Origin of the sequence: Myxococcus sp. XM-1-1-1 (assembly GCF_020037095.1) — a bacterium.
GTDB lineage: Bacteria > Myxococcota > Myxococcia > Myxococcales > Myxococcaceae > Myxococcus > Myxococcus fulvus.
Genome location: NZ_JAIQDH010000024.1, coordinates 94,526 through 107,677 on the forward strand (window position 1 = coordinate 94,526; position 13,152 = coordinate 107,677).

Below are 13,152 nucleotides of genomic sequence, written 5' to 3' on the forward strand. Positions count from 1 at the left end.
GCGTTGAATGGAGGACCCGGGGGGGCGTTAGAATCCGGCCTCCACGCTTCAGGCAGCAGGGGGTTTGCCGGTGACGCTCAGCGGTTACCGAGAAGAAGAGCTCGTCTGCAATCGTGCCTCGCTCATCATCCACGGAGGCACGGAGGAGGAGCGACGCAGCTGGGCCCAGGAGGCCGCGCGCAGCTTCGACGTGGAGCTGGTGGAGGTGCGGCAGGCCGCGGACCTGGCCAACGCGCTCCGCCAGCGCAACGGCGTGGTGTTCATCCCGGACGCGGTGAAGCTGGGGCGCGAGGCGCAGGGGCTCATCCTGCGCTGCCTGCAGATGCAGGAGGAGCGGCCCAAGGTGGTGGTGGGCGTGTCGGGCGCGGCGGACGCGGCGCTCGCGCGCGGCACCCTGCGCGAGGACCTGCACTACCGGCTGCATCAGGCGCAGGTGGACCTCCAGAAGGAGGGCCTGCGGGATTTGCTGCGTCGGCGCTGGGCGCTCCAGGCCGAGCAGCTCGCGGTGAAGGCCGCCGCCGCCCGCGCCGCCGAGGAGAAGGCCCGCGCCGCCGCCGAGGCCCGCCGCCCCGGCACGGTGACGCGCACCTTCCCCAAGGCGCGCAAGCCCGTGTCGAGCACGCGCAAGTCGGCGCCTCGCAACGCCTCGCCGCGCTGAGGACCCGTGCTCCCGGCCCGCCGCGCCTCGAGTCAGGCGCGGTCGCCGGAGGCGTCGTCCGTGGCCCACCCGTGGCAAGAGGAGAGGCCATGACCCTGGAGCTCATCCGAGGTGACATCACCCGCGTCGACGCGGACGCCATCGTCAACGCGGCGAACAGCGCGCTCTTGGGCGGAGGCGGCGTGGACGGCGCCATCCACCGCGCGGCCGGGCCGGAGCTGTTGGCCGAGTGCCGCCTGCTGCATGGCTGCCCCACGGGCCAGGCGAAGCTGACGAAGGGCTACCGGTTGCCCGCCCGCCACGTCATCCACACGGTGGGGCCCGTCTGGGGCGGGGGGGCTCGGGGCGAGGAGGCCACGCTCGCGCGGTGCTACAAGAGCGTCTTCGCCCTGGTGGAGCAGCACGGCCTGCGCTCGGTGGCGTTCCCGTCCATCTCCACGGGCGTGTATCGCTTCCCCATCGAGCGGGCGTCGCTCATCGCGCTCCGGGAAATCCGGGCGGCGCTCGGGCGGCTGCCCCAGCTGGAGAAGGTGACGGTGGTGCTCTTCTCCCAGGCGGACCTGGAGACCTACCAGCGAGCCCTCACGGCGCTGTCGTCAGAGGGAGGCGGGGGCGAGAATGTGTGAACGAGAAAAACTGGGCTAGAGTTTCGCCCACGTCCTTTCTTCGTCGGAGCATCACATGTCTCAGGATAACGCCCCCGCCAAGCCCAAGCGCGGGCTCAAGCGGCCCATCGAGGTCGTTCGCGCCGAGCTGCTGAACGACGCGGACACCAAGAAGATCGCCAAGGCTGTCGGCATGAAGCTGGAGGACTACGTCGAGCTGGTCCTCAAGTACGCGCAGGACAAGGACCTGGAGCCGGAGCTCAACATCGTCCCCGACGAGGAGCTCAAGAAGAACGGCATCACCCCGGTGACCTCCGATGAGGCCGCGGATCTGCTCATCCGGGGCATGAAGGGCGAGCTGCCCGGGTCGGCGCCGGACTTCGACAACTCCAAGTTCGAGAAGTCCACCCCGGGCACCGCGGGCAAGCCCTCCCTGAACGCGGACGCGCCTCCGTCGACGACGACCCAGGCTCCCTCCACGGGGGGGAACCAGGACGCCGCGGCCCGGCAGGCGATGTTGGATCAGATCAAGCGGGGCGGTGGTGGCAGGGCCTGAGGTCCTGCCCCGGGGGGCGGAAGTCCGGAGAAATTCTCACGGAAATTCTGGCGGAAACTATTCAGCCGCTCTGTCGAGAATCACTTCGAGTCTTCCTTCTCCCAAAAAACTTCCGCGTCCCCCGCGAACTTTGAGGTGTCACCATGGGCCTGTTCGACAAGCTGAACCCCGCGAAGCTGTTCCAGAACGTCATCAAGACCGTTGGCACCGCGGCGGAGAAGGTCGGCGGCATCGCCGGTGGCATCGCGAAGTTCGGTGAGAAGCTCCTGGGCTTCCTGAAGAAGCCGGCCTCGGAGATCATCGAGCCCATCACCAACAAGATCAGCGAGCAGATCAACAAGATCCCCTACGTGGGCAAGTTCCTGGCCCCGGTGGTGGACGGCCTGCTGAAGCAGGGCGTGACGTCGCTGGTCGGCGAGGGCCCCATCGGCGGCATCGGCGCGCTGGCGAAGGCCACCTCGAAGATCGAGGACGTGACCAAGGTCGCCGAGCAGGTTCGCGCTGGCGCCGAGAAGGTGGGCGCGTGGACGGACAACGTCCTCGGCCAGCAGAACGTGCAGAACATCATCGCGCAGCGCCACGCCGCCTTCATCGAGTAAGGCACCTCGCGCCCCTGGCGCGATGAGGTGGCAAGCCAGAGGGCCGGTCCTCCGCCAACGCGGGGCCGGCCCTTCGGCTTTGCGGGGCGGATGCGAGGGCCGGTCCTCCGAGAGAGGACTGGCCCTTCGGTTGGTGGGCATGTGACGAGGGCCGGTCCTCCGAGAGAGGTGCCGGCCCTTCGGTTCGTGGGCATGCGACGAGTGCCGCACCTTCGAGAGGGAGGCGCCGGACCTTCGGCTTTGCTGTGCTTGCGAGAGGCTGGACCTCCGAGCGAGAGGCGCCGCCCTTCGGTTCGTGGGCATGCGACGAGGGCCGCACCTTCGAGAGGGAGGCGCCGGACCTTCGGCTTCACGGGGTGGAGGCGGGAGCGGGTCCCGCGCAGGAGACGGGGCCCGTCCTGGGTCCATGCGGAGCGCGGCCTGCGCTTCGGACGGGCCGATACCCGCGAGGGTCGAGCTGTCGCTCGGGCTCGGCTCACGCGACAGGGCAGGCCGGATGATCCTCATTCCTCGAGAATCGGGAGCCCAGAGTCATACTGTGAGTGATTGAGTCCACCCGGCTCGCGAGGCCAGGTGATTCGTGGCGTGGCCGGAGGGGAGCGGCGAACTCGCGGCCTCACACGCGCGATGGGAGCGCCGCTCCGCGGATCAACAATCCCGGGTCCACGGGCCCCGCCCGCCTCACGCCTCTTCGCGCATCAGCCGCTTCACGTCGACGAGGAGCCGGTCCGTCGAGTCGCTGTCGGCGCTGTCGTAGTACCCGCGAATCTCCCCCTTCGAGTCCACGAGGACGAAGTGGGAGCCGTGGAAGATGGAGGTCAGGTCGTCCTCGGGGGCGCCGGCCTCGCGGCCCATGCTGACCTTGAAGCCCTGGACGATGACGTCCTGGAGGACGGCGTAGTCGCCAGTGAGGAAGCTCCAGCGGGCGAAGTTGGCGCCGTGCGTCTGGCCGTACTCGGCGAGGCGCTCGGGGGTGTCGTACTTCGGGTCGACGGAGAAGGAGACGAGCTGGAGGCCCGTGCCGTGGGCGTCGGTGCTCTTCTGCACGTGCGCCATCTTCCGGGTGAACGCGGGGCAGATGGTGGGGCAGCGGGTGAAGATGAAGTTGGCGATGTAGGGGTGCCCGCGGAGCTGGGCGTTGCCGAAGGGCTGTCCGTCCTGCCGGGTGAACGAGAAGTCCGGGAGGGTGCCGAGTCGGGGCAGCGGCTCGCTGCTGCCGCGCACCAGGGACAGGCCCAGGGCCGCGGTGAGTCCCAGGGCGATGACGGCCAGGCCGGCCCAGAAGGCGGGGCGCTGGGTGAGACGGGCCTGGGGGAGCGCGAGGGGCGATTCGGCGGACATGGGCCTGGGACTAACCAAAGGCCTGGGAGCGCACAAGCGCCGAGGTGTCGCAGGGGCCAACCCGCCTACTCGCGAGGTGTAGCCGGTGACAGGCCACCCCGGTGGGCAGCCGAGCCGAGGAGGGCCTCGGCTTGAGGCGGCCACTCCCGCGTGCTAGCCGGGAGGGCGGTGATGAACGGTGAGCGCTCCAACCAGGGTCGACGAGCCGCATCCCGCCCCCCAGGAGCGGGCAGAGGCGTCTTCGTCCGGTCCGAGCCTCGACCGTCGTGCTGCCCCGGCTCGACACCCAAGGGCGGCCGAGGCTGCGAGCCTCATCGAGGCGCCTCTGCGCGCCCGTCGCTCGCCCCAACCTGGGAGGACTGCCGGGACGACGAGTCCTTCCGAGGTGCCACCGCGCCTCTGGCTTCCCACCCGACGCTCGAGGAAGGCCGAGGCGGCGAGTCCCCTCGAGGCGGCTGGCGCCGGTGGACCGCCCGGTCTTCGATGTCGGGCGTGAAGCCCTCACGGAGCACCACGTCTCGTCGATGTGTCGCGAGCCAGGCGCACGCCGCCGCGGCCCTCGCGCTGGCACTCCTGGCCCTGCTGCCCGTGGAGGCCTGGGCCTGCGCGACGTGCTCGCTCAGGGAGCCGGAGTCCGCGGTGCGCTCGGTGCTGCTCGTGGTGGGCTTGATGCTCACGCCCTTCGTGGTCCTGGGCGTGGGCGTGTGGGCCGTGCGTCGCGCCAGCCGTGAGGACAGCCGGAAGGACCCGACATGAGCACCCCCGTCGAAGGGTCCTCCCCTGTCTCGACGGACACGGAAGCGCCCTCCGGGCTGAAGACCCTCGCGTTGCCCGAGAACGCGAGCACCCACGGCCCTCGCATCGACGCGCTGCTCGGGTGGAGTCACCGCTTCGAGGCGGGCCTCGCGGCGATTGCGCTCGGGTGGATGCTCATCGCGGTGTGGCGCTTCCGGGGCGCGAAGCGCGCGGCCTCGGACGGAGGCACCAAGCGCTCCATCGCCTTCGTCCTCGGCCTGGCGCTGACCACGTTCCTCATCGTGGACGGGACGTTGCTGGTGGGCTCGGAGGGCTACCTGCGGGACGTGCTGTGGAACCTCCAGGTCCCCGCCGAGGACCCGCGCACGGTGCGCATCGAAATCAACGCGCACCAGTGGTCCTGGGAGGCGCGCTACGCGGGCGAGGACGGCCGCTTCAACACGCCCGATGACGTGGTGACGTGGAACGACCTGCGGGTCCCCGCCGGCGTCCCCGTCTGGGTGCAGCTCGTCTCCACGGACGTGGTGCACGGCTTCTCGTTGCCGCACTTCCGCGTGAAGGTGGACGCGATTCCAGGCCGCGTGAACCAGACCTGGTTCCAGGCCGAGCGCGAGGGCACGTGGGAGGTGGCCTGCTACCAGCACTGCGGCACCAGCCACTACCGGATGCGCGGTGAGCTGCGCGCCCTGTCCTCGGAGGCGTACGCCGCGTGGCTGCGCGAAGCGGGGCGACAGGCGCTCCAGGCGTACGACGCGGACGACGTCGCGGCCCACTGGGGCTGGGACTGGAGGACGCCGTGAGCGTCGACCACAAGCAGGTGGCCCGGCGCTACCTGTGGAGCGGGCTGGGCTTCCTCCTCCTGGGCGGACTGCTGGCGCTGCTCATCCGCTGGCAGTGGGCGTGGCCGGGGCAGCCCGTGCCTGGGCTCGCGTGGGCGCTGCCCGAGTCCCGAGGCGCGCTGACGCCGCCCACGTACACCTCCGTCTTCACCATGCACGGCCTGGTGATGATCTTCTTCGCGGTGACGCCGCTGCTCTTCGGCGCGCTGGGGCATTTCGTGTTGCCCCTGGCCATCGGCGCGCGGAGGCTCGCGTTCCCCCGGCTGTCGACGCTGGGCTTCTGGGTCTACGCGCTGGGCGGAGCCCTCGTGCTCCTCTCGTTCGCGGTGCGGCTGGGGCCCGCGAGCGCGGGGTGGACGGCCTACCCTCCGCTGTCGACCACCGCGTTCACCCCGGGCCTGGGCCAGACGCTGGTGACGGTGGCGGTGTTGTGCGCGGGTGTCTCGGCCTTCACGTACGGGCTGAACTTCGTCGTCACGGTGGCGCGATGCCGAGCGCCCGGGATGACCTGGGGCCGACTGCCGCTCACCGTGTGGGGCCTGTTCTTCGCGTCGGTGTTGAACGTGCTCTTCGTGCCGGTGCTGGCGGCCGCCACCGTGTTGCTGTTGATGGACCGGTTGCTGGGGACACAGTTCTTCATCGCGGGCGCGGCGGCGGTGGGCGGCGGCGGGGACCCGGTGGTGTACCAGCACCTGTTCTGGCTGTTCGGCCACCCGGAGGTCTACATCCTCATCCTGCCCGCGTGGGGCATGGTGGGGGACCTGGTGTCCTTCTTCAGCCGCAAGCCCGCGCACGGCTATCGCCTGACGGCGGGGGCCATGGGCGGGGTGTCCGCGCTGAGCGGGCTGGTCTACGCGCACCACCTCTTCACCAGCGGGATGTCGCCCTTGTTGGGGCGCACGTTCATGGTGTTGACGCTGCTCATCTCGCTGCCGGCGGAGGTGATGTTCCTCAACTGGCTGATGACGCTGTGGCGCGGCAGCGTGCGGCTGACCTCGCCGATGCTCGCGGCGCTCTCGACGATGGGGGTGTTCGGACTGGGCGGAATCACCGGGCTCGCGCTGGGAGCGGTGGCCACGGACGTGCCCCTGCACGGGACGCTGTGGGTGGTGGGGCACTTCCACCTGACCATGGGCGCGGCCAGCTTCCTGGGCGTCTTCGCGGGGCTGTACTTCTGGTTCCCCAAGATGTTCGGGCGACAGCTTCACGAAGGGCTCGCGAAGGCGCACGTGGTGTCGAGCGCGGTGCTGTTCCTCGGGGTCTTCGGCGGACAGCTCGCGGCGGGCTACGCGGGACAGCTGCGCCGGCTCTATGACCCGTACCAGTACACGTACCTGAAGCACCTGCTGCCGCTGAACCAGTGGACCACGGCGTGCGCGTTCCTGCTCGGGGCCGCGCAGGTGTTGTTCGTCGTGAACCTGGTGTGGACGCTCTGGCGCGGGCGCGTGGCGGACGCGAACCCGTGGCAGGTGGGCACGCTCGAGTGGACGTGCGCGGCCAGCCCTCCGAGCGACGAGAACTTCGAGCAGCTCCCCGTCGTGCTGCGCGGGCCACATGCCCTGTCCCAGCCGGAGGTGCTGGAGCAGCTGGGCCGCGACTGGGTGGGACAGGCGGAGGTGCTGCCCGCGGAGTCTCCAGCCATCAGCAGCCCGCTGCCCCTCCTGGAGCGCACGTCATGAGCCCGCGGCCCGAAGCGGACACCCGGGCCGAGGCCACACAGTGGCTCGGCACGGTGCTGGGCCTGTCCGCGTGGGCGATGTTCTTCGCGGCGCTCGTGTTCGCGGTGGGCTGGTACCGGATGCGCGAGGCGTGGCCGTCGCCGCGGGTGCCCACGTGGGGTCTGGGCCTCACGGGGCTCCTGCTCGTCGCGGGGAGCGCGGCCCTGCACCTGGGCTCACGCCGCGAGGGCCCTCGTCCCATGTGGGCAACTTGGGGAGTGTGGGCCGCGGGGCTCGGGTTCCTCGTGCTCCAGGCGATGTGGATGCACCGGGCCTGGTGGACCGAGCACCTGCGCATCCCCGAGAGCGGCGTGTCCGCGTCGGCCTTCCATGGCCTCACCGCGCTGCACGCGCTGCACGTGCTCGCGGTGGAGGTCGGGCTCTTCGCCTGCTGCTGGCGTCATCTGCGCGGAGCGGACGTGCGAGCCTCGTGGCGGACCTGGGCCCTGGGCTGGCACTTCGTGACGGTGACGTGGGTGTTCCTCTTCATCGCGGTGTACCTCCCATGACCTCTCGTGTGCTGTCGGCCCTGCTGCTCCTGGTGTCGCTCGCGGGGTGTCGCTCGAAGAGCTCGCCCACGTTCGAGCCCCTGAAGCTCGCCGACGGCCGCGTCCTCTCCGCGGAGACGCTGGTGCGTGGGCACTCGGTGTACGCGTACTACTGCGCCTCCTGTCACGGAGCGCAGGGCGACGGACAAGGCCCGGCGGGACGGGGCATGCGGCCCGTGCCTCGCAGCTTCCGTCAGGGACTGTTCAAGTTCGGCGGTGTCTCCGTGGGAGAGCTGCCCACGGACGAGGCGCTGAAGCGCACGCTGCGACGAGGGCTCCATGGCACGCCGATGTTCGCGTGGGATGTGCCCGACGCGGACCTCGACGCGGTGGTGCAATACCTCAAGACCTTCAGCCCTCGCTGGAAGGAAGAGGTCCCCGGTAAGCCGCTGGAGATGTCACCCGACCCGTGGCGAGGCCGTGAAGCGGAGGCCATCGAGCGGGGCCGCGTCGCCTATCACGTGTCGGGCGCGGGCAACGCGGGCTGCTCCAGTTGTCATGTCGCGTACCTTCCCCGCGCGGAGCTGGCGGCGTTGATGAAGAAGACCACGGGGCGCGACGTGGACCTGTCCAAGGTGGACCCCTACACCGCACAGGTCCGCGAGTCGGACCACCCGGTGGAGGTGGACGCGAACGGCGAGCCCACGCGCACGCAGAAAGTGCTCCCGCCAGACTTCCTCTTCCAGCCCCTGCGCACTATCTGGCCCGTGGGAGAAACCATCGAAGGCGCGCCGTACACTCCCGAGCGTCAGCGCGAGGACCTCTACCGGGTCATCGCGGCGGGCGTGGGCGGCGCGGCCATGCCGACGTGGAAGGGAGCCATTCCCGAGGAGAACCTGTGGGCGCTCGCGTACTACGTGCAGACGCTGGTGGTGCTGCGCGACACGGACGAGGCCGCTGTGCTGAGGGCGCGGCTGCGCGGCTCCACGATGAACTGAAGAGGAGGCCACGCCCGCTCGGGCCCACGCGCGTGCTCCGCGCGCGGGAGGCTTCAGGTCCCCGCCACGTCGTCACCCCGCGCCAGGGCATGGCTGCCGCCGCCCTCGTTGGTCCAGACATCCTGGTCCAGCAGGTGGTTCCTCCAGGTGGAGGGCGCGGTGGCGGGGACACCCCGCGTCGTGCCCCCGAAATCCAGCAACCGCAAGAGGTTCTCCTGAGGGGTGATGCGATAGGAGAACCAGAGCCCGCCGAGCTCCACGAGGTGCTCGCCCGCGTCCAGGCCGGCGATGTCACTGCGGCTCGGCCCCCCGTCCACGGCGGAGTATCTCCGGGGCGCCAGCTCCGCCATCGCCAGCAGATGCAGCGCGACGGCCATGCGCATCTCATTGGGCAGTTGCCAGTATGCGTGGTGGAGATGGAGCGGGATGTCGACCGTGTACGAAGGCATGGCGGACCTCGGGCGGCCCGCCGCGCGACTCGCGAGAAGGACAGCTTGAAAGGGGAAGGTTGAGCTTCTTGAGGATGGACACGGAGGCGGCCGCGGACATGGAGCGGCGGGCCACTCGCCCGCCGAGGGGGCTCGGGGATGGGTCCTCGGTCCTCGGGGCGGGATGCCCTCCCCCACTCGGGCACCCGTCGCGACCTCCCCGGGGCGTGTATGCCAGCGAACGGTGGTCCGCGGGCCCGGCGCTCTCCCCGCTCACCTCCGGGAGGCCCAGGCCTTATCCCCTCTCCAGGAATGCACGGGATGGCGTCTCCGTGCGGCAGAACGATGGGGCCACACGATGAACCGCATCGCTGACATCATCCACCGGCACTACGACGCCATCGTCCGGCTGTGGACCGAGGAGGCGACCCGGGCCGCCTCCGCCCGAGGCCTGGACGCCCCCGAGCTCAAGAACATCATGCCGACCTATCTGGCCTCGCTCGCGGAGGACGCGAAGGCGCCGGCCACCACCTTCGCTGAGCGGCGCAAGTACGTGGAGGGCCATGTGGCCGCGCGACTCCGCCAGGGGTTCCACGTCGCGGAGGTCGTCGAGGAGTTCGCGCTCCTGGGCAGGTGCATCTCCAGGATGTGGGCCGAGGCCCCGCCCCAGGCGCGGCCCGACGTCGAGGACGTCGAGCGGCTGCTCGGTGAGCTGCATGCGGCCTCGGCGAGCGTCATCGCGCTGTTCAGCGAGCACATGCGGGAGGATGAGCAGGCGGAGAAGCGCTACCTGCGGCTCATCCAGAAGGTGGCCAACGAGGCCCTGGAGGTGGACGCCGCCTCCCTCCAGGAGCGATTGAGGGAGGTCCTCGAGCTCATCATGGAGGCGCTGGGGGGACAGGGCGCGGCCCTGCTCTTGAAGGAGACCCCGCTCCCCGGTCTTGGCACGGTGGTCTCCACGGGCGTGGCGATGGAGGCCCTCGCGCGATACGCGACCACTCGAGGCGTCGTGGACGAGGACCCCGGCTCGGGCGAGGAGGCGGAGGCCACGCCGATGGCGGTGAGCGAGGACCTGCGGCGCGAGGGGCTCTCCTCGTTGCTGGGAATCCGGCTGGCCACGCACTACGCCCTGAGGGGCGTGCTGTACGTCGGCGCCGCCGCGTCGCGCGACTTCACGGCCCGGGAGCGGAGGCGGCTCGAGTCCCTGGGCGAGCGGCTCACCATCCACCTGGACAACGCGAAGCTGTACGCGGACCTGCAGACGAAGGTCGACACCCTGCAGGAGGAGCGGGTGCTCCGGGAGCGCTTCGTCTCCGTCCTGGCCCATGACCTGCGGGGGCCGCTGTCGGCGGCGAAGGTGGCGGCGCAGTTGCTCCTGCGCCGGCCGGAGATGATGGAGGAGCGGCGGGACCTGGCCCGGCGCATCGACCAGAACATCGAGCGCACGGACCGCATGGTGCGGGACCTGCTCGACGCCAACCGCCTGCGCGCCGGGGAGCAGCTCTCGCTCCAGTTCGCGCCGTGCGACCTGCGGGCCATCGCCCGGGAGGTCATCGAGGAGCTGAGCACCATCCACGGCGAGCGCTTCCTCCTCGTGGCCGAGGCGCCCGTCGAGGGCTTCTGGAGCGAGGACGAGCTGCGCCGGGCACTCTGGAACCTGACCAGCAACGCGGTGAAGTACGGCGCGAGCGACTCCCCCGTCACCCTCACCGTCGCGCGGACGGCTTCAGGCGCGAGGGTCTCCGTCCACAACGAGGGCCGGGTCCTCTCCCAGTCCGACCAGGACCTGCTCTTCAAGCCGTTCTCGAGGACGCGCTCCGCGCGCGAGGGGCCCTCGAAGGGCTGGGGCCTGGGGCTGACCCTGGTCTGGGGCTGTGCCCAGGCCCATGGTGGACGGGTGAGCATCGAGAGCGGGGATCGCACCGGGACGACCTTCACGCTGGAGCTGCCGCTCGACTCCCGGGCCGTCGCCGCCGTGGTCGCCTGACTCGCGCCGACCTCGCGCGCGAGGACGTCCGTGCCGGGAGATTTCACGTCCGGAACTGGCGATGGCGTGAGGCGCCGAGGGCCCGCGCGCCGCTCGGAGTGGACCCTGGTGTGCCCGGTGCAGTGCGGCCGGAGGTCCCCTTTGCGGAAGCGAGCGCATGTCCCGAATCGACACAGCAGGCAGCAACGCCCTGGCTCTCGACCTGGTCCCTGACGAGGTGCCCACGCCGGCGCGGCCCCCTCCTCATCCCCCCACCCCGGCCGCCCGTGAGCGCAACGCGGTGCAGCCGTTCAAGGAACCCACCTCGAAGTCCCCGTCCCCTCCGCAGCCAGGGAGCACGTCCCGGGACACCGGCCCCACCGTGTCGGCCGGAGAGCTGACGGCGCTGGGCGGCAGGCTCCGGGCCCGGAGCGCGGAGGTCCCCGCGGACGTCTACCCGGACCTCCAGGCGAGGCTGACGCGCAGCCTCGGCGACTGGACGGTCAGCGACGCGGACGTGCGCACGGTGCACACGCTCTTGGGACAGCTCCCGCCGGAGGGCTACCGCGCCACCCTGGAGCGGATGGAGCGCGAGGGCCTCTTGAAGACCCTCCTGGCCGAGCAGACCCCCGAGGCGCGTGCGTCCTTCCTGGAGCAGGCCCACGCCAAGGGCACGCTCCAGCGGGTCGCGGGAGAGCCCGCGTCCGGGCCGCTGGGCTACCCCGGCAGGCCCGCCTTCTTCCGTCACGACGTGGCCCTGCCAGACTCGCTGCGGCAGGCCGTGAGCGAACACGCCGTCACCGCGGGCAGGACGTACCTGGCCGACCACGCCGCCTACCTCGGCCGCTACGTCCAGGCCGTCGAGCAGGCCCAGGGCCTCCCCGAGCTGCGCAAGCTGGGCCCGCCCCGGGAGGCGCGGCTGTCGGACTCGATGCTGGGGCTGTCGCGCGAGGACCCCCGGCGGGAGGCGCTCGCGAAGGAGTGGCGCCTGGCGGTGGGCACCGCGGGGTCCACGGGCTGGGTCTACCAGGCCATCAATGCCCGTCAGCGCGAGCTGCTCGGCGAGCGCCCCGGCGGCACCTTCTCCCTGAATGGCAAGGCGGAGCTGCAGCACGACCACTTCCTCGTGGGCGGCGAGGCACGGCTCGACTCGCGGGGCCGCGTGGACCTGAAGTCCTCGGGCGGCGTGGCGCTCAAGGGCGGACCCGTGGGGCTGGAGGTGACGCGCGACTCGAAGGGCCAGCTCCAGTCGGAGGTGAAGGTGGACCTGGGCCTGTTCTCGGTGAGCCACTCCTCGGACGGCGACCTCAAGCTGTCCGTCGGCGTGGGCAAGCACGCGGGCAGCTACAGCAAGCTGAACCTGAGGGAGGCGGAGTTCGGCGGGGGCGTCTTCGTCGACGTGAAGGGACAGGGCAACAAGGCCGAGCTGCGGCTGGGCTACGAGATGAAGGGCCTCACGGCGAAGCGCGCGACGCAGGCCGTGGACCGCCAGCACGTGGGCCTCTTCGACACGCCGCCGGAGCTGGCGCGGGGAGTGGCCTGGGAGGCGCTCCCCGAGTCGAAGCGTGAACGCTACCTGCGCAACGGCTGGAACCGCGAGGAGTGGTCCCGGGCCCGGGGCACCTGAGTGCCTGGACAGCGTGCTGACCGGGGCTCCCCCGTCGTACCGGAGGGCAGGCGGGAGGGGGAGGCACCCGGGATGGCGCATGCGCAGTCTCCTTCCATCGGCCCCCTTCCACCCAGGGGCGAGCGAGGACACGCGCATGGCGACGGAGCGAGCGCAGCGGTTCGTGGAGGCACTGTCGAGCCTGGAGGAGGACGGCGACCTGGAGGCGCTCGTCGCGCTCTTCAGCGACGATGCCCAGGTGAGCAACCTGGCCTCTTCCCGGGTGTTCAAGGGGAAGCAGGGCGCGCGTCAGTTCTGGCGCGAGTACAAGGCCACGCTGCGCCAGGTGAAGTCGTCCTTCCGGAACATGATTGAGGCGGGGGACCGGGTGGCGCTCGAGTGGGAGTCCCATGGCACCGCGCAGAACGGCGCGGCCGTGGCCTACGAGGGCGTCTCCATCCTGGAATGGGATGGCGAGCACATCCGCCGCTTCTACGCGTACTTCGACCCGCACGCGCTGGGGGAGGAGCTGGCGCACGGCACCGCGCAGCGCTCCCAGGTCCCCTCCACCGCTCCGGCGTGAGCGGGCCTGGG

14 protein-coding genes are annotated in these 13,152 nt (G+C 70.9%); 12 read left to right on the forward strand and 2 right to left on the reverse strand.

The window, feature by feature from the left end; all coding sequences use genetic code 11:
* Positions 1 to 70 precede the first annotated feature (70 nt).
* The 4 genes from K8640_RS34590 (at position 71) to K8640_RS34605 (ending at position 2,418) form a co-directional block, all read left to right on the forward strand.
* Positions 71 to 658: a Fis family transcriptional regulator gene (locus K8640_RS34590; RefSeq protein WP_141333031.1), complete on the forward strand. Its 588-nt coding sequence runs from the start codon at positions 71 to 73 to the stop codon at positions 656 to 658.
* Positions 659 to 747: 89 nt separating this feature from the next.
* Positions 748 to 1,284, forward strand: a complete 537-nt coding sequence (locus tag K8640_RS34595; RefSeq protein WP_223750978.1) for an O-acetyl-ADP-ribose deacetylase — start codon at positions 748 to 750, stop codon at positions 1,282 to 1,284.
* A 55-nt stretch (positions 1,285 to 1,339) separates the two neighbouring features.
* Positions 1,340 to 1,819 (forward strand): hypothetical protein, encoded by a 480-nt coding sequence (locus K8640_RS34600; protein WP_141332586.1) that lies wholly within the window; start codon positions 1,340 to 1,342, stop codon positions 1,817 to 1,819.
* A 143-nt stretch (positions 1,820 to 1,962) separates the two neighbouring features.
* Positions 1,963 to 2,418 carry a hypothetical protein gene (locus tag K8640_RS34605; protein WP_194869542.1) on the forward strand — a complete coding sequence of 152 codons (456 nt, stop codon included), beginning with the start codon at positions 1,963 to 1,965 and terminating at the stop codon, positions 2,416 to 2,418.
* Between the two features lie 681 nt (positions 2,419 to 3,099).
* Here the strand turns inward: K8640_RS34605 and K8640_RS34610 are convergent.
* The gene (locus tag K8640_RS34610; protein WP_223750979.1) at positions 3,100 to 3,759 is read right to left on the reverse strand and encodes an SCO family protein; all 660 of its coding nucleotides are present in this window, start codon (positions 3,757 to 3,759) and stop codon (positions 3,100 to 3,102) included.
* A gap of 492 nt (positions 3,760 to 4,251) precedes the next feature.
* Between K8640_RS34610 and K8640_RS34615 the strand changes: the two genes are divergently transcribed.
* The 5 genes from K8640_RS34615 to K8640_RS34635 are packed head-to-tail and all read left to right on the forward strand — an operon-like array spanning position 4,252 to position 8,558.
* Positions 4,252 to 4,515 (forward strand): hypothetical protein, encoded by a 264-nt coding sequence (locus K8640_RS34615; RefSeq protein ID WP_223750980.1) that lies wholly within the window; start codon positions 4,252 to 4,254, stop codon positions 4,513 to 4,515.
* Positions 4,512 to 5,315: a cytochrome c oxidase subunit II gene (locus K8640_RS34620; protein ID WP_223750981.1), complete on the forward strand. Its 804-nt coding sequence runs from the start codon at positions 4,512 to 4,514 to the stop codon at positions 5,313 to 5,315. Before K8640_RS34615 ends, K8640_RS34620 begins: the two co-directional genes overlap by 4 nt.
* On the forward strand, positions 5,312 to 7,033 hold the full coding sequence (locus tag K8640_RS34625) for a cbb3-type cytochrome c oxidase subunit I (protein ID WP_223750982.1): 1,722 nt from the start codon (positions 5,312 to 5,314) through the stop codon (positions 7,031 to 7,033). The genes K8640_RS34620 and K8640_RS34625 overlap by 4 nt, the downstream gene beginning before the upstream one ends.
* Positions 7,030 to 7,581, forward strand: coding sequence for a cytochrome c oxidase subunit 3 (locus K8640_RS34630; protein WP_223750983.1), 552 nt, complete (start codon positions 7,030 to 7,032; stop codon positions 7,579 to 7,581). Before K8640_RS34625 ends, K8640_RS34630 begins: the two co-directional genes overlap by 4 nt.
* On the forward strand, positions 7,578 to 8,558 hold the full coding sequence (locus K8640_RS34635; protein WP_223750984.1) for a cytochrome c: 981 nt from the start codon (positions 7,578 to 7,580) through the stop codon (positions 8,556 to 8,558). Before K8640_RS34630 ends, K8640_RS34635 begins: the two co-directional genes overlap by 4 nt.
* A 53-nt stretch (positions 8,559 to 8,611) precedes the next feature.
* Here the strand turns inward: K8640_RS34635 and K8640_RS34640 are convergent, their stop codons facing one another.
* A complete protein-coding gene (locus K8640_RS34640) occupies positions 8,612 to 9,007 on the reverse strand; it encodes a hypothetical protein (RefSeq protein WP_141332592.1) in 396 nt (131 codons plus the stop codon).
* Positions 9,008 to 9,344: 337 nt separating this feature from the next.
* Here K8640_RS34640 and K8640_RS34645 point away from each other — a divergent pair, with 337 nt between their 5' ends.
* The 3 genes from K8640_RS34645 (at position 9,345) to K8640_RS34655 (ending at position 13,141) form a co-directional block, all read left to right on the forward strand.
* Positions 9,345 to 10,973 carry an ATP-binding protein gene (locus K8640_RS34645; RefSeq protein WP_223750985.1) on the forward strand — a complete coding sequence of 543 codons (1,629 nt, stop codon included), beginning with the start codon at positions 9,345 to 9,347 and terminating at the stop codon, positions 10,971 to 10,973.
* Positions 10,974 to 11,130: 157 nt separating this feature from the next.
* On the forward strand, positions 11,131 to 12,579 hold the full coding sequence (locus tag K8640_RS34650; RefSeq protein ID WP_223750986.1) for a hypothetical protein: 1,449 nt from the start codon (positions 11,131 to 11,133) through the stop codon (positions 12,577 to 12,579).
* Positions 12,580 to 12,715: 136 nt separating this feature from the next.
* Entirely contained in the window at positions 12,716 to 13,141 is a 426-nt protein-coding gene (locus K8640_RS34655; protein ID WP_223750987.1) for a nuclear transport factor 2 family protein, read from the forward strand.
* The last annotated feature ends 11 nt before the right edge of the window (positions 13,142 to 13,152 follow it).